19 protein-coding genes are annotated in these 17,867 nt (G+C 29.7%); 5 read left to right on the top strand and 14 right to left on the bottom strand.

The window, feature by feature from the left end; genetic code table 11:
• Positions 1 to 210: 210 nt before the first annotated feature.
• On the bottom strand, positions 211 to 2,484 hold the full coding sequence (locus tag SHI72_RS21205) for a glycosyltransferase (RefSeq protein WP_323491327.1): 2,274 nt from the start codon (positions 2,482 to 2,484) through the stop codon (positions 211 to 213).
• 546 nt (positions 2,485 to 3,030) lie between these two features.
• On the opposite strand from SHI72_RS21205, the gene SHI72_RS21200 reads away from it, so the two are divergent.
• The 3 genes from SHI72_RS21200 to SHI72_RS21190 all read left to right on the top strand — a co-directional run bounded on the left by SHI72_RS21200 (position 3,031) and on the right by SHI72_RS21190 (position 4,856).
• Positions 3,031 to 3,192: a DUF1328 family protein gene (locus tag SHI72_RS21200; RefSeq protein ID WP_039115832.1), complete on the top strand. Its 162-nt coding sequence runs from the start codon at positions 3,031 to 3,033 to the stop codon at positions 3,190 to 3,192.
• Positions 3,193 to 3,243: 51 nt separating this feature from the next.
• Positions 3,244 to 3,582 (top strand): hypothetical protein, encoded by a 339-nt coding sequence (locus tag SHI72_RS21195; RefSeq protein ID WP_039119281.1) that lies wholly within the window; start codon positions 3,244 to 3,246, stop codon positions 3,580 to 3,582.
• A gap of 254 nt (positions 3,583 to 3,836) precedes the next feature.
• Positions 3,837 to 4,856, top strand: coding sequence for an AraC family transcriptional regulator (locus tag SHI72_RS21190; protein ID WP_323491326.1), 1,020 nt, complete (start codon positions 3,837 to 3,839; stop codon positions 4,854 to 4,856).
• 56 nt (positions 4,857 to 4,912) lie between these two features.
• Here SHI72_RS21190 and SHI72_RS21185 read toward each other — a convergent pair whose 3' ends face one another.
• From SHI72_RS21185 to SHI72_RS21125, 13 genes are all read right to left on the bottom strand, one after another.
• Entirely contained in the window at positions 4,913 to 5,173 is a 261-nt protein-coding gene (locus SHI72_RS21185) for a SemiSWEET family sugar transporter (protein ID WP_039115827.1), read from the bottom strand.
• Positions 5,174 to 5,194: 21 nt separating this feature from the next.
• Positions 5,195 to 6,394: an FAD-dependent oxidoreductase gene (locus tag SHI72_RS21180; protein WP_323491325.1), complete on the bottom strand. Its 1,200-nt coding sequence runs from the start codon at positions 6,392 to 6,394 to the stop codon at positions 5,195 to 5,197.
• 85 nt (positions 6,395 to 6,479) lie between these two features.
• Positions 6,480 to 7,286 (bottom strand): MlaD family protein, encoded by an 807-nt coding sequence (locus SHI72_RS21175; RefSeq protein ID WP_323491324.1) that lies wholly within the window; start codon positions 7,284 to 7,286, stop codon positions 6,480 to 6,482.
• Positions 7,287 to 7,306: 20 nt separating this feature from the next.
• Entirely contained in the window at positions 7,307 to 8,083 is a 777-nt protein-coding gene (locus SHI72_RS21170; RefSeq protein ID WP_039115823.1) for an ABC transporter ATP-binding protein, read from the bottom strand.
• Between the two features lies 1 nt (position 8,084).
• A complete protein-coding gene (locus SHI72_RS21165; protein WP_039115822.1) occupies positions 8,085 to 8,846 on the bottom strand; it encodes an MlaE family ABC transporter permease in 762 nt (253 codons plus the stop codon).
• 687 nt (positions 8,847 to 9,533) lie between these two features.
• On the bottom strand, positions 9,534 to 10,058 hold the full coding sequence (locus SHI72_RS21160; RefSeq protein ID WP_323491323.1) for a GNAT family N-acetyltransferase: 525 nt from the start codon (positions 10,056 to 10,058) through the stop codon (positions 9,534 to 9,536).
• A gap of 215 nt (positions 10,059 to 10,273) precedes the next feature.
• Positions 10,274 to 10,483, bottom strand: a complete 210-nt coding sequence (locus tag SHI72_RS21155; protein WP_323491322.1) for a hypothetical protein — start codon at positions 10,481 to 10,483, stop codon at positions 10,274 to 10,276.
• Positions 10,484 to 10,564: 81 nt separating this feature from the next.
• Positions 10,565 to 11,134, bottom strand: a complete 570-nt coding sequence (locus SHI72_RS21150) for a pentapeptide repeat-containing protein (RefSeq protein ID WP_039119274.1) — start codon at positions 11,132 to 11,134, stop codon at positions 10,565 to 10,567.
• A gap of 99 nt (positions 11,135 to 11,233) precedes the next feature.
• Positions 11,234 to 11,728 carry a DNA-deoxyinosine glycosylase gene (locus SHI72_RS21145; protein ID WP_323491321.1) on the bottom strand — a complete coding sequence of 165 codons (495 nt, stop codon included), beginning with the start codon at positions 11,726 to 11,728 and terminating at the stop codon, positions 11,234 to 11,236.
• A gap of 8 nt (positions 11,729 to 11,736) precedes the next feature.
• Positions 11,737 to 12,594 (bottom strand): EamA/RhaT family transporter, encoded by an 858-nt coding sequence (locus tag SHI72_RS21140; RefSeq protein WP_323491320.1) that lies wholly within the window; start codon positions 12,592 to 12,594, stop codon positions 11,737 to 11,739.
• Positions 12,595 to 12,715: 121 nt separating this feature from the next.
• Complete coding sequence (locus SHI72_RS21135; RefSeq protein ID WP_323491319.1) at positions 12,716 to 13,165, bottom strand: GNAT family N-acetyltransferase; 450 nt, start codon at positions 13,163 to 13,165, stop codon at positions 12,716 to 12,718.
• Positions 13,166 to 13,664: 499 nt separating this feature from the next.
• Positions 13,665 to 14,162, bottom strand: a complete 498-nt coding sequence (locus tag SHI72_RS21130; protein WP_323491318.1) for an SRPBCC domain-containing protein — start codon at positions 14,160 to 14,162, stop codon at positions 13,665 to 13,667.
• Complete coding sequence (locus SHI72_RS21125; RefSeq protein ID WP_323491317.1) at positions 14,159 to 14,479, bottom strand: metalloregulator ArsR/SmtB family transcription factor; 321 nt, start codon at positions 14,477 to 14,479, stop codon at positions 14,159 to 14,161. Before SHI72_RS21125 ends, SHI72_RS21130 begins: the two co-directional genes overlap by 4 nt.
• A 297-nt stretch (positions 14,480 to 14,776) precedes the next feature.
• On the opposite strand from SHI72_RS21125, the gene SHI72_RS21120 reads away from it, so the two are divergent.
• A complete protein-coding gene (locus SHI72_RS21120; RefSeq protein WP_323491316.1) occupies positions 14,777 to 16,915 on the top strand; it encodes a glycoside hydrolase family 104 protein in 2,139 nt (712 codons plus the stop codon).
• Between the two features lie 2 nt (positions 16,916 to 16,917).
• Entirely contained in the window at positions 16,918 to 17,802 is an 885-nt protein-coding gene (locus tag SHI72_RS21115) for a hypothetical protein (protein WP_323491315.1), read from the top strand.
• Positions 17,803 to 17,867: the final 65 nt, after the last annotated feature.

Raw genomic sequence — 17,867 nt, 5'->3', positions numbered from 1 at the left:
TGTTCTACTAAAAAATCAGGCAGCATAAATTTTAAAAGGTCTATAGGAGTCATCTCAAATTCTTAGATTACAAAGTTCTTATTTTATTTTGACATTCCTCCCCAGGTTTTGTTCTTGATCCTATTTATTAAACTTTGCGACTCTTTGCGTAATCCTTTGCGCTCTTTGCGGTTAAATTTTATTTTTAATGACTTCAAGTGATAATGTGATCTAAATTGATTTATATGCTAAGTTTTCTTTTGAACTCTCCAGCTTTATAATCTTACTATTAGAAACAATATTATTCTCCATGAGTAAACGTGCAGTTAAATAACAAATCGTAGACTCAGCACCTTGATTTAGATTTACATTTTCTTTTTCTAAACCATCATAACAACCGCCAGTAATTGGATCATACATAATTTGGTTTAAATGATTCTGACCCAAGAACCAATTAAAGGCTATTTTCATGGATTTTTTGTAAAAAAGATCCTTAAAAATTTTATAGAATAGGTCTAATGTCTGTATAGTATACGAAACATCTATAGGTTGCTCGCCATATTGGTAGGGTATCGACCCTTTATGATGCCATCCATTATTAGAAATGACTTTAAATTCTCCATTTATGAACATTTTGGGTAATAAAAAATCAAAAGATTCAATTGCAATCTTCTTATATAGTAACCTATCCGTTGCTAAGTAAGCATATAGCATCGATTCAGATAATATACTATTGGCATAAGTAAGATAATTTTCAAACCAATTCCAATTTTTGGTTGCATGATCATTATAATTCTTAGAAAGTCTATCAGCTAGTTTATCTATTATTTCGATAATGCGTGGTGTAGGTTCAACGGAGTTGTATAGAAACAATCCTTTGATTATAAAACCAATTGATCTAGGTGAAGTAACTGTTTCTGTCCAATCTAATGCTTTAAAAATACATTTAGATGCTTTGTTTAGCGTAGAAGGAGGTATAAGTGTCGATTTTAATGAAATTAGCATTCCTAAAGCCCAAATTGCTCTTGCATTTGAATCTTCCAGATTTACAGTATCATTTTTAGGATCTACATTATTAAATTCATCTACATAATTTATAAAATTACCTTCAGGTTGTTGGCACCTTTCAATAAAATTAAGATAGGTGTTGATATAATAAATATCATTGATATCTTCTTTAAGTTGGTAATGTAAACACATAGAAATTAATGCTCTCGCATTATCATCGAGTGTATAACCAGAAGTAATATCAGGCTCAGAGATTTTACTAAATTGTATCATTCCTAGCGATGTAGTCATATTTTTTTGATGATCCATTTTTATTGCTGGATACGTAAATTTGACTTCTATAGGCTCTTTTATAATCTTCTGGTAGGTAATCATATGCTTGATTGCTACATTCTCCCAGGACGTTTTTCTGGTTTTTTCGAATGCATTTAAAGCCATAGATTCTCGCAATCCAGAATCAGAAAGAAGTTTTATAGTCGCATTTGTAAATTGTTCCGAGTTTTGAATATCTACCAAAATACCAGTATCAGGAGTAAGTACCTCTATAGTATGAGGTATTTTAGTTGCTACAATAGGACATGAACAGCTCATAGCATATGAAAAAGTACCACTTACAGCCTGATTCGGGTCTTTTGATGTAAAAAGATAGATATCGGTTGCTTTTAAATAATTTAAAAGTTCCTTAACTTCTAAATATTGATTAACAAAAAGAACGTTGTTTTTTAAGTTCAAATCATCTACAATAGATTCTAAATGATTGCGGTATTCATCTACATTATTAATAATATTATTGGGATGAGTTTTCCCAAGAATCAGATACAATACAGTAGGGAATTGTTCTACAATTTTCGGAAGTGCTTTTAATCCTGTCTCAATATTTTTACCTTCACCTAATAATCCAAAAGTGGAAAGTATTATTCTATCTTCAAAATTAAATTTTTGCTTTGCTTTTGATGTATTTTCATATTCTACGATATGTGTACCATGATGAACACAAACAATATTTTCTTTATTTATTCCATAATCTTCAACGAGAATTTTTCTAGATTGATTTGTCATTACAAAAAACGAATCAGAATATGATGCTAATAATTTAACAAAGCTTCTTAATTCTTCGTTTGGATTTGGAATAACGCTATGAAAAGTAAAAGTTATAGCTTTTTTACTTGCATTTAAGAAGTCGATTAGGAAATTACCATATTCTCCGCCAAACAATCCAAATTCATGCTGAATATGGATTAATTTTACAGCATCGTCTTTGTTTATTTCAAGCGCTACCTTCTTATATTCATCTCTATTTTTAGTATTTAAAACATATCCCGATTTAGTATTTGGATTTATTTTATCGGTCAATTCACATATTTCACAGGAAATACTTTTTCCATATACTTTATTTATCGCATTAATACTGTCTTCTGTATAGGTAGCAATACCACATTGTGTTGGCGGAAATGTAGAAAGGAATATTATTTTCGATTTAGTGTCTCTCGTTTTCATGGGCGTTAATTTTTAGTTCTTGTAATAAATCATTTTATGTTTATTATTCTACTATAACTTTATTATCGACAACATGTACTAGATGTATTATGGGCTTATAAGTTATTCTATTCTAGTTTTATATCTAGTAACCGTTTTGTAACAAATCTTGAATTTATAAAATTAGTATTGTAGAATTACATAGATTAACTCAATCGATTATTTGATTGACTCATTTATGTTTATTCGTAAAAATGGAAGATTTGGTTGAAATTTAAAGTTTAAAATCGCAAAATAGATAAAATTGCTTTTATCAAATGTAAGGATAAATAGCTAGTAAAAATGAATTATAAATAACGTAATTGACTTGTTTTTAGATAATTATGAATTGTTTAAAATACTAGATTTAAAAAAAACATAATTTATTTTTTTAAGTATTTATAAGGTTAATGTTTAATTGAGGTAATAATTTTTGTGTTTGAGTTAATTCAATTCTTTAAGAAAAGAGAAATTTGTAATAACTAGAAGATCATTATGATCTTATTTACTAACTAAAAATATATCATTATGCTACGTTGGACAGTCATTTTTATAATTCTTGCAATTATTGCCGGAATTTTTGGTTTTGGTGGTATTGCTGCTGGAGCCGCAAGTATAGCCAAAGTGCTATTCTTTATCTTCATTGTATTGTTTGTAATTTCATTGGTTACAGGAAGAAGAAAAGTATAAATTAAAAGAAGGTAAAATATTGTATTTATCTCTTTAAAAAATTTATTAATTATGAAAATAGAATATGCAAAACACGAAACGGATTATATTAAAGAGTATCAAGAAAAAGGATATACATCTAACTATCTTTTTGAAAATGGGTATTTGATTGATACAGAAACAAAATACTCCTATAAACCAGAGGAGATATTTATTGTAGCGCAACATCGATATGAAGGTATGAGTAATCCCGATGATATGTCTATTTTGTACATAATTGAAACTGCCGACTCAGTAAAAGGAACATTTTTACTGGGCTATGGTCCTACAAGTGATTTAGATGCCTCTGAATTTTTTAAGGATATTCCGGAGATTAATTGTTCAGATAAAGAAAGTATAAATAATCCATAACTATTTTTTTATTGATTGGGGGATCAATAAAATTATTTTGCTTAAAAAGTCTTGTCATTATAATGATAAGACTTTTTTTGTGCTTTGTGTTGATATATAGTTAATTATGAAACTTAATATCGAAATTCTATAACAGTATTCTTGTTTATAATGCGAAATTTGAAAGTATCAAGAAAGAACTAAAACAGATTTGGAGCATCTGTTTTTTTAGAACACTCAAAAGAATTAAGAATTATTTTAAAAAATTATTAAAAATGAAAAATATATATCTAAAAGCCGGAAAAGCACAAGATGTTTTTAATGAATTAAAAGAAAGTCTTAAAGGTACTTTGACCTTGAATAATGAAGAATACAATTTGGCACTAGAATCAGATTTTGTAAAAGGTAATATCGAAGGAATAACATTTCAGGAAGGGATGGCTTATATGCAATTTGATCTTGTTTTTTCTGATGATGTAATGTTGAGTATGGAATCTTTTAAGACATCCCCAATTTTATTTGCTTATTGTTCTGAAGGTGCTCTTAAGCATAGTTTTGGAGAGAACGGAGATAAAAAGAGTCTTAAGAAATATAATTCAGGAGTACTAAAAAGTTCCTCTAGTATTAATAGTATTTTATACTTTGAAAAAAATATTCCGATTAAATTTTCTATAATAGGAGTTGGTATTAGTGTATCTACTAATGGACATAATGATGATTTAATAAATAAGCTAAAAAATACATTTTTAAATAAGAAAGAAAATTACTTAGATATTAGATTCCAAAATTTTAAGATTGCCGAAAAAATTGAAGAGTTTAATGCTATAACCCAGACAGGAATTGTTCGGAGTTTGCTAAAAAAAGGAATTTTGCAAATTATTTTGGCAATGGAAATCGAGCAGCATACTGATAACTTTACTAAAATATCTCAAGCTATAACTTGTCTTACATTAAAACAAATTGATGAAATCAAAAGGATTTCAAATTTCATTATAAATTTTCCTGCAGAGGAATTTACTATTAAGTTTTTAACTCAAAAAACAGGATTATCACCAAACAAATTGCAAGAAGGATTTAAGCTCGTGCATAATCGAACTGTGAATGATTTTATAACTTTTATGAGAATAGAAAAAGCAGAGAATTTAATTAGAACATCAGACTTAAATATCTCTGAGATTGTATATTCTATAGGTTTTACAAGCAGAAGTTATTTCTCTAAAATATTCAAACAAAAATACAACTGTAGTCCTAAAGAATATAAATACAACCAGAACTCGATAGCTAAAACAGCCTAATATATTTATTGGTTTACTAAGGAAAGAAGCAGCTTTTATAAAGCTGTTTTTTTTGTTTATTCTTTTTCGTATTTACTAATAAAGTAGATCATCAATAAATTAAGAAATAAAGAAATACTATTTGTTATCATTATCGGATAATCTTTTTTGAGAAAACCATAAACGACCCATAAAAAAATACCTAACGTTAACGTACTAAACATCGTTAAAGAAACATTTTTTACTTTTTTAGATTTCCACACTTTTATAATTTGCGGAATAACAGCAATAGTTACGCATATTCCTGCTACAAGTCCTATGATATTAGTAGTTTCCATAACATTGTTTTAGGAATTTAATTATCGATTAAACTTATAAAAGTTTAAATCAGGATGTTGACAATCGTTTAGAGATGCCATAATAGAATTCATTGCCATGACACTAAAAGTAATGCCGTTACCACCAAATCCTAAAACATAATGCTCGTTTTTTTTAGGATTGGGTTTGCCAAAATAGGGTAGAGCATCCTGAGTTTCTCCAAATGTACCAGCCCAGGAATAATCAAGTTTATAATTTATATCTGGAAAACATTTTTCGAATTGTTTTAAAAGATAGGTTTCTTTTCGGTGTAATAATTTATCTCGTTTTTCGGCATTATGAAATTCTTCATCGCCACCGCCCATAATAATTCTATTATCGGCAGTTCCTCGAAAATATAAATAAGGTTCAGATGTGTTCCAATAAATAGCATTTTTAAATGGGTTAGGAATTTCTATAAAACTTTCTGATGTTAATGCATAAGTACTTTTTAAATCTACAACTTTTTCAGTAAGGGTTTCAGTACTTTCATAACCAGTACAATGTATAATATCTTCGGTAGTAATTGTAAATCCATTTTCTGTTACAGCAATGATCTTTCCTTTCAGATATTTAAATTCAGTAATATTAGTGCGGTCAAAGATTAGCATTCCTTTTTGTTTACAATATTTCAGAAGGTCATGTGCCAGTTTATACGGATCCATTATTGCTCCAGATTCTGATTCTATGGCAGCACAAGCATTTAAACCTTGCTTCTTTAAATCAATTTCTTCTAGCCACTTTACTTTAAAACCATTCTCTTTTCGTGCTTTAAACTCTCTTTGTAAAAACGGAACATCTTTTTTTAATGAACAAAAATAAATACTCTTTTTAAACTCAAATTGACAATCACTTTTTATTGTATCTATAATTTTTTTGAGGTCAAAGATTGCTTTTTCGCAATTCTTATAACTTGAAACGGCACATTCGAAGCCTCTTTTTTCTATTAATTCATGCAAAGAGATATCAATTTCATATTGTAATAGCGCTGTGCTTGCGGCCGTACTACCGTTACAGATATCTCGTTTGTCTACAAGAACTACTTTCTTACCTTCGGACATTAGTTTGTAAGCTATTAAAGCTCCGGTAATTCCTCCGCCTATAATTAAAACAGCCGTAGTAATGTCTGCATCCAACGATGGATAACTTGCGTCCATAGCATTTTTTATAGGCCAAAAAGTTTCGGTTGAACGTAGTTTCATAATTGTATCTTTTCGATAATCATTTGATTACTGTTTTTAGAACAAGTAATTAGATTTGAAGTTAAAGTAGAAGTATTTTTATATATTATTTTTTTGTGTTTTCTTTTGTAGCTTCTTCTTTTTTCTCGTTCTCCTTTTCTTTTTCTTTTTCTTTTTTCTCCTTCTCTAGTTTTTCATGTTCTTCCTTTGCTTTTTTATCAGCTTCTTCTTGTTCCTTTTCTTTCTCTTTTTCCTGTTTTTTGTAATATCCTCTAAACAAGAAATTACTTTTGGCAGCTTCCATGTTCTGACTAAACCCTTGTGTACCATTTTCTAGATTGGTAATTGTTTTGGTCAGTGTATTTGCAAGTTTAGGATCAGTCATTAATCTAGATAATGCACCGTTCCCATTATTCATATTATGGGTAAAAATGGCAAGTTCTTCGGATATTACACCTGCATTGTCCACACTTTTCTTTACACTTTTCATGATATCATCCATTTCGATGGCATCTATAGAAGCAATTTTGCCATTATTAGCAATGATTCTATTAGATTTGTTTCCCGGAGATATGGTAAGAACTTTGTCACCCATCAATCCTTCAGAGCCAATGCTAGCTCTGGCATCAGTCTTTATAAATTGCTTGACCTCTTCTTTTATAACCAGTTTTACAACTACCGAAGAATCGTTTATCAATTGTATTTCTTCGACAGTACCAATGTTAATTCCTGAGAAACGTACATTGTTTCCGACTTGTAAACCACTTACGGTTTTAAAAGTTGATGTTATATGAAATGTTGAACCAAATAGATTTTGTTGTTTTCCGATAAAGTAAATAGTTACCATAAAAAGGATTAAGCCTATTGTTACAAACATTCCTAGTTTCCATTTATATCCAGATTCCTTATTCATAATTTCGTTTTATTAAATGTTTATATAAAGAATGATCTTACCCATTCGTCTTCACTTTTTTCTAATTCTTCGTATTTCCCTTCAGCATGTATTACACCATCTTTTAAAATCATAACTCTATCTGCAGTTAGTTTGGCACAAGACATATCATGGGTAATAATTATCGAGGTAGTTTTACGTTTTTTCTTAATTTCTAATATTAATTCACTTATTTCTTTAGATGTAATTGTATCCAATCCCGTGGTAGGTTCGTCATACAAAATAATTTCAGGTTTTAGTATTAATGTACGGGCAAGACCAATTCGTTTTCGCATACCGCCGGATAATTCCGAAGGCATTTTATCTACAGCATCGGCTAGACCAACACTTTCGAGAACATCCATAACTTCAGTTTCTATTTCCTGAGGGGATAATTCCTTGTTATGTCTTTTTAATGTAAATTCTAAATTCTCTCTTACCGACATCGAATCATATAAAGCCCCACTTTGAAAAAGAAATCCAATTTTGACTCTTATCTTATTGAGTTCACTTTTTCCTAATCCAATTATTTCTTCGCCTAAAACACTTATATTTCCTTTCTCAGGAATTACCAATCCTACAATACATTTTATAGTTATAGATTTTCCTTCGCCAGACCTTCCTAATATCACTAAGTCTTCGCCTTTATTTACAGTAAGATTTACTCCTTTTAAAACATCATTATCGCCAAAAGATTTATGCAAATCTTTAATCTCGATTACAGGAGTTTTTTTATTGGGAGCAACTGTTTGTACTATATTTTCTTGTTCAGATTTCATATTAAAAGAATAAATCAGTGATTTGTACTGCGAGCATATCTATGATAAAAATGGTAAGCGATGCTGTAACTACTGCTGAGTTTGCAGCTTTACCAACACTTTCGGTACCATTTGCGGCATTAAAACCTTTGTAACAGCCAATCATTCCTATAAAAAAACCAAAGAAAAAAGTTTTTATAGTGGCGGGAAAAATGTCTATAAAGTCTAGGGATTCAAAAACCTGCGACATATAGCGATAAGCATTTACATCGCTGTGAATTGTAATTCCTGCATAGCCGCCTAAAATTCCTATTGCATCGGCAAAAATCACCAATATAGGAACCATTAAAGTTGTGGCTAAAATCCGGGTTACAACCAAGTATTTAAACGGATTTATGGCTGCTACTTCCATAGCATCTATTTGCTCTGTTACCTTCATCGAACCTAGTTCGGCACCAATCCCTGATGAAATTTTTCCTGCGCAAATTAATGCAGTAATTACTGGAGCAATTTCTCGAATTAATGATAATGCAACCATACCTGGTAACCAAGATTCTGCACCAAAAGTGGCTAAAGTAGGTCTTGTTTGTAATGTAAGCACTAATCCCATTATAAAGCCTGTTATCGCTACCAACGGAAGAGATTTATAGCCAATAAGATAACATTGCCTAAAAAATTCTTTGGTTTCGTATGGAGGAATAAAAACCTCCTTGAAAAACTTTTTGGTAAAAAGTGTTACATCACCAATATCTGTAAAAGTGTCTTTTAAGTAGAAAAGTGGCATAGTATATTTTTAGTTGTTGAAAAATCATTTTATAATCGTAATGCGTATTAAAAAAATGGAAAAATTCTTAGTCTGTAAAAAAATACTTAACTAAAGGTAATTTATATTTTCTTGAAAAACACTATGATTTTACAAATCAGGGTGTTTTAATATATTGATTTGTAAAATGTTATGTTTGCTATTGTAATGATAAAGGTCAGTATTTTACATACAATTTTCATTATATAACTTTAAATAAAGATTATATAATTCGCATCGATTAAGCAATAATGATGTAAATAGGTATTGTAAAAAGTAAAAAAAGAATAATAAATCCGATAAACTAAAGATTTATTGGCTTTCGCCAAAGAAGAAATATAAGTTTTGATACACTATGCTTAAATGTACTTACATAACTTATATATTGACTTTTCTTAAACCATATAAGTGATTTAAGAAAGTAGAAGATTATTACACTATAAAGGAAAAATAAGTTTTATTGGAGTAAGCTTAAATGTATTTACATCATTTATATGTTTATTTTTTCTTAAACCATATAAGCCATTTAAGGAATTATAAGTTTTATTAGATTACGCTTAAATGTACTTACATGACTTATATGTTTCGTTTTTCTTAAATTATATAAGTGATTTAAGAGAGTAGAAGTTTTAAAGTGTCTTATTTAAAGAAACACATCTGTTTTTTTGTTTAGAACAATAATCTAAAACCAAAAACAGGAAGTTCACCTTGCATAAAATCCAAATCTTCAAATCTTTTAAAACCCAATCGTTCATACATTTTCCAAGCAGTTTGCATTGCTTTGGTCGAATGGATAATTAGCTGATGTTGTTTCTTGTTTTTAGCTTTCTGGATGCAATCATTTATCAAGAGTTTACCAATTCCTTGATCTCTCGTTATAGGATCTACTGCTAATAATCGGAAACCAGAAGTGTTTTTTTCTTTGGTAGCAATTCCGCCAGAACCATAATATTGCATATCGCCAAAATAAACTACGCCACCAACTATTTTGTTGTCAGATGAAACAGCAACCAAAAGTTCTGTTTCGGGATTAGTAGTTAAATCACCAATATTGGCAAGCATCTTATAATAATTGGGTTGCTCAGATTCTTTAGGGAAACCTTCTAATTGCGAATAAACCAGAACCATCAATTTTCCGATTTCCTCAAATTCATTTGCATTAGCATTTCGGATGGTATATTCTTGGTTATTCATAATCTAATATGGTTAGTATTAAAAAAGTAAATATATAACTTTTAATTTTTTGGCAAGCTACGCGGGTGATACGAATTTATTTAACCGCAAAGTTCACAAAGATTCACGCAAAGGGCGCAAAGTTTTTAATTTGTGCTAATTCGAGTAATTTGAGGCTAATTTTTTTTAATCCATTTAATCTGTGAAATCTGTGGCAAAAAAAATAATCGCAAAGTTCACAAAGATTTACGCAGAGGTCGCAATCCTGAAACGTCAGGATGGGATGGAATTCTTCTATCTAACTCTTTGCGAAAGGAACGTGGATAATACTGATTTACTAAAAGTAAAGACGCAGATAAAAACGGATTTCTCCCTTTCCGTCCTGAAGCTTCAGAATCGAGATTACCATTGTTAAAAAAATCCGTTTTTATCCGCGTTTTCGCCATAGCGAATCCGTTTAATCCGCGTTCCTTTCTAGACAATTTAAGTTAGTAACTATAAAACACACACATTTTCTTGAAATCTGTTTAGCTTACTATAATATCATGTTTAAAAAGCAATCCTTTTACTTCCTTTAAGGTAAAAATAGCTTTTTTGAGTTTTACTCTAGATGGGTCGATGGTATAATTATAACTAGTTTTAAAGTCAGTTTTGTTTGCAATAGCTTTATCAAATTCGGCACGATATAAGTCGCAATTATCAAAAATTACATTTGTAATATCGCTTGCCATAAAATCGACAGCGACCAAACTGCAATCGGTAAAGGAAGTTCCTTTTATCTTTAAAGTATAAAACTTAGAAAAATCGAGAACACAATTATTAAAATTTACTTCAAAGATGAGTTTGTCACACATGGCAAAATTCACATCCTTGATTTCGCAATCATTAAAAGTAGCGGTTCTAAAAGCGACATAGTTTATTTTGGCTTCGCTAAAGATGCAATTATTAAAAACACAATCAATAAAAGTAACGGCTAGAAAAGTACAAGCAGAAAAATTACAATTGGTAAAAGTACAAGATTCAAAATCCTTGAAATTTGCATCATCTATGTTATAAGTGATGTCTTTATATTCAATATCAAGGAAATAGTCAGTCATGTTAATTAGTGATGGAAAAAGATAAAAAGTGAAATGTAAAAAATGAAAAGATGATACAAATAAACGAAAATATTTATTGTAGAATTCAAGATTTGGTTTTTAAATTTTTTGTTGTAATTCCAAAATAATTTTCCATTCATTTAGTTTAGAATCGAATGATTTTCCAGCATTTGCAGGACTGGTTGACGGAAGCGTAATAAGTTTGTAATCGTCGCTTACTTTAATATACTTTTTAAAAAATGCAGCCGCTTTTTGTCCATTAAACAAGATAGTTTTAATGTCAGGATGTTGTTTTAAGAAAGTATCAAAATCATTTGTTATTTCATTCTTAATGGTGCTATCAAGACTTCCAACTCTGTCACAGTATTTTAAAACATCCCATAATGCGATGTTATTTTTTATTAAGATTTCTTTTTTAGCTTCATAAACATCAGTAAAATCTTCATTGAAAACGGTGAATAATATTTTCCAGAAGTTATTTTGTTTATGTCCATAATATTGCCCTAGCTCCAAAGATTTTATTCCAGGCATAGTTCCCAGAATTAAAACAGAGGCATTTGGTGACGATATGGGATCAAAAGAATAACTTTCCATTATTTAGCTTATTTACTATTTTGAGAAATCACAATTAAAACAATGGCTATTAACGCAAGGAAAAGCCCGAGATAATTCAGTTTAGTTTGTTTTTCTTTAAAGACTAAAATACCAGTAAGACTTCCTATAATGATTACACCCATATTCATTCCTGCAAAAACAGTCGACGGATTTTCGGCAAATTCCTTATGCGCTTTTAAGTAAAAAAGAATATTACCAAAATTAAGAATACCAATTAATCCACCAAATAAGATATTCCTCGGAGTTAGTTTTACTTTTTTAATAAGTGTTTGATAAAGAACAACTACAACCATTATCGTCATTGAGATTGCAAAAATTGCAAACAACGAAGTAGTGTAGGGAAGATCTGTGTGAGTTGCTATTTGCTTAAAAAGAATATCAATTACTCCAAAACCTAATAATACAATGGCAGGATAAAACCATTTATTAGTGGTCTTGTCTGCGGGTTTATTCAGGATAAGTAATAGGGCAGGAAAGCCAATTAAAAGCGCAGTTATTTTAAGAATATTAAATTCTTCTTTAAATAATAACCAAGCAGCAAGAATAGGTATAAATAGCGAAAGGCGTTGTGCAGCATCTGTTTTTACAATCCCCATATGTTTTATAGACAGAGCCAAAAAGAGAAATATAGAAGGTAATAAAACTCCAATCACAATATAAAGATTCCATGGAGCAGCAGCAGTAATTGCAGTAATATCTGGGCTAAATGATATATAACAAAGTGCCAGTGCAAAGATGTAATTGTAAGCTACGATTTGGGTATTATTAGTATCGTATTTTCGTGCTATCTTAAATAAAACACCAACACTTACACTGCATACAATACTTAAAATTAGAAATAACATATATTTTTTCTGGTTTATTTTCGACGAAATTATTCGCTACCAAATTTACTTCTATTTTAATTAAAAAAAGCCTTCAAAAACGTATGTTTTAGAAGGCTTTATATTTACCTGAAAATCAGGTTTATTTAATGAAATCCATTTCGAGATGATCGATTCCGGCATCTACAAAATAATTATCAGTTTCTTTAAAACCATTTTTTATATAAAATTGTTTCGCAACAACCTGAGCGTGCAAGTATATCTTTTCTTCCAGTTTTACATCATCCAGAATTTTAAGCAATAATGCTTCGCCAATCCCTTTTCCTCTATAGTTTTTCAGTACGGCAATACGTTCTATTTTAGTTCCTTTTTTGGTTTTTCTATATCTCGCTGCACCAGCAGGCAACTCATTATAAGTAGCTAAGTAATGAACAGATTCGTTGTCATCCATCGATTCGCGTTCTACCGATACATGTTGTTCCTCTACAAAAACTTGTCTTCGTATAAAGAACGCAAGATCTATTTGATCTTGGTTATCGATTTGTTCAGTCTTAATTATATTGGTCAAAGTTGCGTTTGATTTATTCTCCATTTTAAGTGATTTATGCTGTCAAAAAATAATTTATATGCAAATATACGTAGTTGACTACATATATTCAAAATCAATAATAAAATTTTATGTTTTATTAATACAGCAAGCAATAATCTTTCCTGTAAAACAATATTAAATAAATAGAAGATTCTATTTTCCAGGAGCAGAACAAGAGTTAGTTAATATCAACTTGAATCCCGCTGTACACTATATCTTTTCATGGCTAAAGGAGCCATAAAAAGGATGCCGTTTCCATCGGGGCTAGGAGGGAAGATTAGTAATTCTATCACCTTTTTTAAGCTTGTTTTTCAATAGGATTTCTATTCCTGCAAGGTTTTTTTCAACCTTGTAGGTATAATTTTTACGAACTATAAGATTTCGTATTATTATCTTAAGAGTCCCGAAGCTTCGGGATAAAACCTGTTAGGTATCTTATTAATTATCATACCTGCAAGGTCAAAAAAGACCTTGCAGGAGATTTATATAAATTAAGCATAAATTACTTTTGAGATAAAGTCCCTAATAATTTTTCTAAGTTATCAATAGACATTGTAAAACCTTCTTTAAAGCCCATTTCAATCATTCTCTCCAAACGTTCCAGAGATTCATTTACAATAGTAATGCTCACTTTTGTTATGCCGTTTTGTTCGCTAAAATTGTAATCCCAATCTGAACCGGGTATTTCTTTATTTTCATTTTCGTCGGCAAAAGTATTGTACATTTTAAAATTGGTCTGTGGAGTAATCGAAGTATATTCCTGAACAGACCAGCGTTCCAATCCTTCGGGACTTACCATAGCATAAAATCTTCGTCCGCCAACTTCAAAATTCATGTGTTTTGTTTTAGCTGACCATGGTTTAGGAGCAACCCATTGATCCAGAAGTTCTGGTTTGGTAAAAGCGTCCCAAACTAACGGAAGTTCCGCATCAAATTCTCTGTTTATGAATACCGTTTTTATGGATTTGTCAACGGTAAAATCAAATTGTAAATTTTTCATTTTTTCTGATTTTTAAGTGTTAATAATACTTCGTCGAGTTGATTAAATTTAGTTTCCCAAATTTCTCTGAATTGGGTTAACCATTTATCAATCTCTTTCATTTTTTCAATTTTAAGTGAATAATAAATTTCTCTGCCTTGCTGTTCCTGTTTTACAAGTTCACATTCAATAAGTATCCGTAGGTGTTTAGAAACAGATTGTCGGCTAGTGTCAAAGTTCTCTGCAATGGCGTTGGGAGTCATTGCTTGTATGGCAAGTAAGGCAATTATAGATCGCCTTGTTGGGTCGGCTACAGCCTGAAAAATATCTCGTCTCATATTACTTAAAGTTTAAAATAAGAAACCAATCAGTTGCAAATGTACGTGCAACTATTCGGTTTCGCAAATTTTTTAAGGATTATTTTTTTTTAAAAGCTGATAATCTGATTAATATGAATTTCTGTCCCAATTCTGGACACCATATCTTTTCCTTTCTAAAGAAGGGGTAAAGTATGTCGTGTTGAGGGTATCTATAAAGTAAAGTGTAATTTTGTAATATAAATATTATTTTAATTAAATAATTATTTATAATATCGTATAATTAATCTTATATTTATTTTAAAAATATAAACGGATATGTCAAACTTAAAGATATTTGGAAATCCCAATCCAGTAGTAGGAGTCAAAGAATATTATTCAATAAATGATTTCTTTGGAGATTCATCTTCTAAACAAAATATTCTACCAGAATATCAAGTTGCATCTAATGATCAAGTAAAATGGTCTGTTTGGATATTTGATAAAGGTTCTTGGCGAAAAACGAAAGAAAATAATAAAACAGGAATAACAGTAGATTATATTTTTTATCAAAAAAGCCTTATTCGTGAAGGGATAAAACTATCAGTTGAAGTTAATGGAGAAAAAGCTATTTTTGATATAAAGCCACTAAGAGCATCGCAAGCCAAAATAGTGCATGTTGATTTGTTAAATGCTAATTTAAGTAAGCCAACAAAGCCGTTTGTTTATGGTGATTGGATTGTTGCTCGCGTGCATTGTGTCGGGATGGACAGGTTCTCTATAAAGGCTACTTTATGGGAAGATGATGGAGGTAAAACTAAACAAAACACTACTAACGTAAGAATACAAGAAAAAATAGGAAATGTTTTAAACGGTATAGCTGATGTTTCGTTTTATTTAGATCCTAGTAATGCCTGGCTTGCTAATATGAAACTAGCAGAAGGAGATACTAACGAAGGCGAATATCATGAGTATTATGTAACAGCAGAATTTTTAGAAAGAAAATCAAAAAGAGTACCTAGTTTAAACACTAATGTGCCTAATCCTGATTATAAACCAGAAGTAGTCCTAAAACAAACACCCGCAGAGAAAAAAGGTCCATCTAAAAAAGAAGTAAAAGGAATAAATAAATCTGAGAATAAAGTTTATGACTATCATGAAGCGAAAGTATCTATAAAACCTACAACAGAATTTAATCCTGTCTGGGAAAAAATTAATAGTTTGATGAAGGTTAATACGGATAATAATTGGTGGAAGAAGAAGGAGAAAAAAGGTATTTGTGAGAGCGAGGCAAGAGTTCGAGCTTTTATGAGGATGTTGCGAGTAAAAGAAGATACTGTTGGAGATTCTGGTTACGAAAAAAATGTAGGAGGAAAATCTTTTATAAAAGATTATAAAAAAGATTGGAGTACGCATCCCAAAATTTCCATATACATTAAACGAATTAATAAAAATTCTAATGCAGCTGGTGCATATCAATTTATGGGAGATACTTATGATGAAATTATTAGAAATTACGGTAAAAGATATAAAATTTCAAATTTCACAAAAGAGTCTCAGGATAAAATGTGTTTAATATTAATGAAGCATTATTACAAAGATGATAGACCAAATAGTTTTTATAATCCCGAAAGTGTTGAATCTAAAGAATGGAGAAAAAGGTTTAAAAATCAGCAAGCTGACATTATTCAATTAATTATTGATGATGATATTAAAAGAGCTGCATTGCTTTCTAGTTTATGTTGGGCTAGTTTACCTGATTCTCCTTATGGTCAACAAAGCTCTTTATATACTTTTATAGACGTAAAAAAAATATACGATTCCTATTTAAAGGAAGAGTTAGTTGCAACAAGTAATGAGCTTTATCTTAAAAAAGGGTTTTTAAAAGAATTTGGATATAGTTGTTGTGATGGATATAGTAATTCAAATACTGGATGTAGCGATAAAAGCGATATTGATTTGAGAAATAAAATGACCTTTTATGCCCAGAAGACAAGTACAGATTGTAATATTACTTGTAGAAAAATCATGAAAATTATTGATATTTACCCAGAAAATCCAACAGAACAAGATGGTGAATCATATTACCAAACTGCATTGGAAACAAAAGATAGAAAAGGATTAACATTAAATATTGATAATTTTAAAAAGGGAATCAACTATATTGATAAGTCTTTAGAAGCAGGATATCCTATAATGGTAGGTGTTCATCATTCAAATATTTATAAATATAATGAAACCAGTGTCCCAACTACAGATCATTATGTAATAATTGTAGGGAGATTTTGTGATAACAATGTATTAAAATACAGATTTTGGGATGTTGGAACAAAGAATGGAGAAATAAATGATTATAAGTTTACAAAATATGAAGATAAATTATATTCAGACGAGATTTTCCATAAAGGTAAATCATATGTTGTTAGTCAAATTAGAAGGAATAAAAAAATAGATGATAATTCATTAATTACATTTTAAAAATGAAAAAAGTAAAAAATTATATTATTGGAAGTTTGATATTGCTAATGTTTTCTTGCAAAGGCCAAGATAAGAATGAAGTAATAAATAATTCAAATAATCAAAAAGTTAATGATTTAAACGGGATTACTTTATTAGAAGTTGAGAAAACGGATAGTTTGTATACTGTTTATAATAGATGTGACGGGGGAAATGGTGTATTAAGAATTTCTGAAAAAGAATTTTATTATTACCATCCACAAGAAGGAGCTTATTATAATATTCAAGATGTTGAAAAAATAAATAGCAACAAATATAAAATCACATCTGATGGCTATTACTTTTTTAAAAATGATAAATTAATTCCAGAAAATAGTGTTTGGTTATTAATTAAAAAAAATAATCTGTTATGGGAATTCGGAAAAGAGTCGAATAAAAATAAAGCATTATTATCAGATAGTTTAAATATAAAAATTGGGAAAATAGCCTATAAAGTGCAGCCTCTTAGTGAATGTTCTGAAAATAATGAAGAAGAAGTAAAAGGTGATAATTTAGTTGGTAAATGGGGGACAAATTGCGAAAACCCAATTGGAATAGTAATAAAAGAAAATGAATTAATAATGTGTGTTGAGCCTAATGTTTATTATATACACTTGACTAAGATTAATAAAAAAAAGGAAGACAAAATTTTAAAATATAGATTAAAAGGATTTGAAGGAATTGGATCTAAAGATGTAAATGCTCAAAGTTATTTTAATGATAATGAAATTGCGATTGTAAAAATTTTAGAGGATAACAAAATAGAATTTACTTGGTTAGGCTTTTATAACAAAGTGAATAAAGAAAGACAAAATAGAGAATCACTTATTAGTAATGAGAATCCAACTATTCTAAAAAAATGTTATTAATGAAATGATGGTTTATGTTTTAAATTTCACAATTTATAAGTACGAGTGTTCATTAAAAAGTAGAC

It is taken from the genome of Flavobacterium sp. PL02 (assembly GCF_035013205.1).
GTDB lineage: Bacteria > Bacteroidota > Bacteroidia > Flavobacteriales > Flavobacteriaceae > Flavobacterium.
Note: the sequence above shows the minus strand (reverse complement) of the source record. Positions and strands in the feature narration are given on the sequence as shown.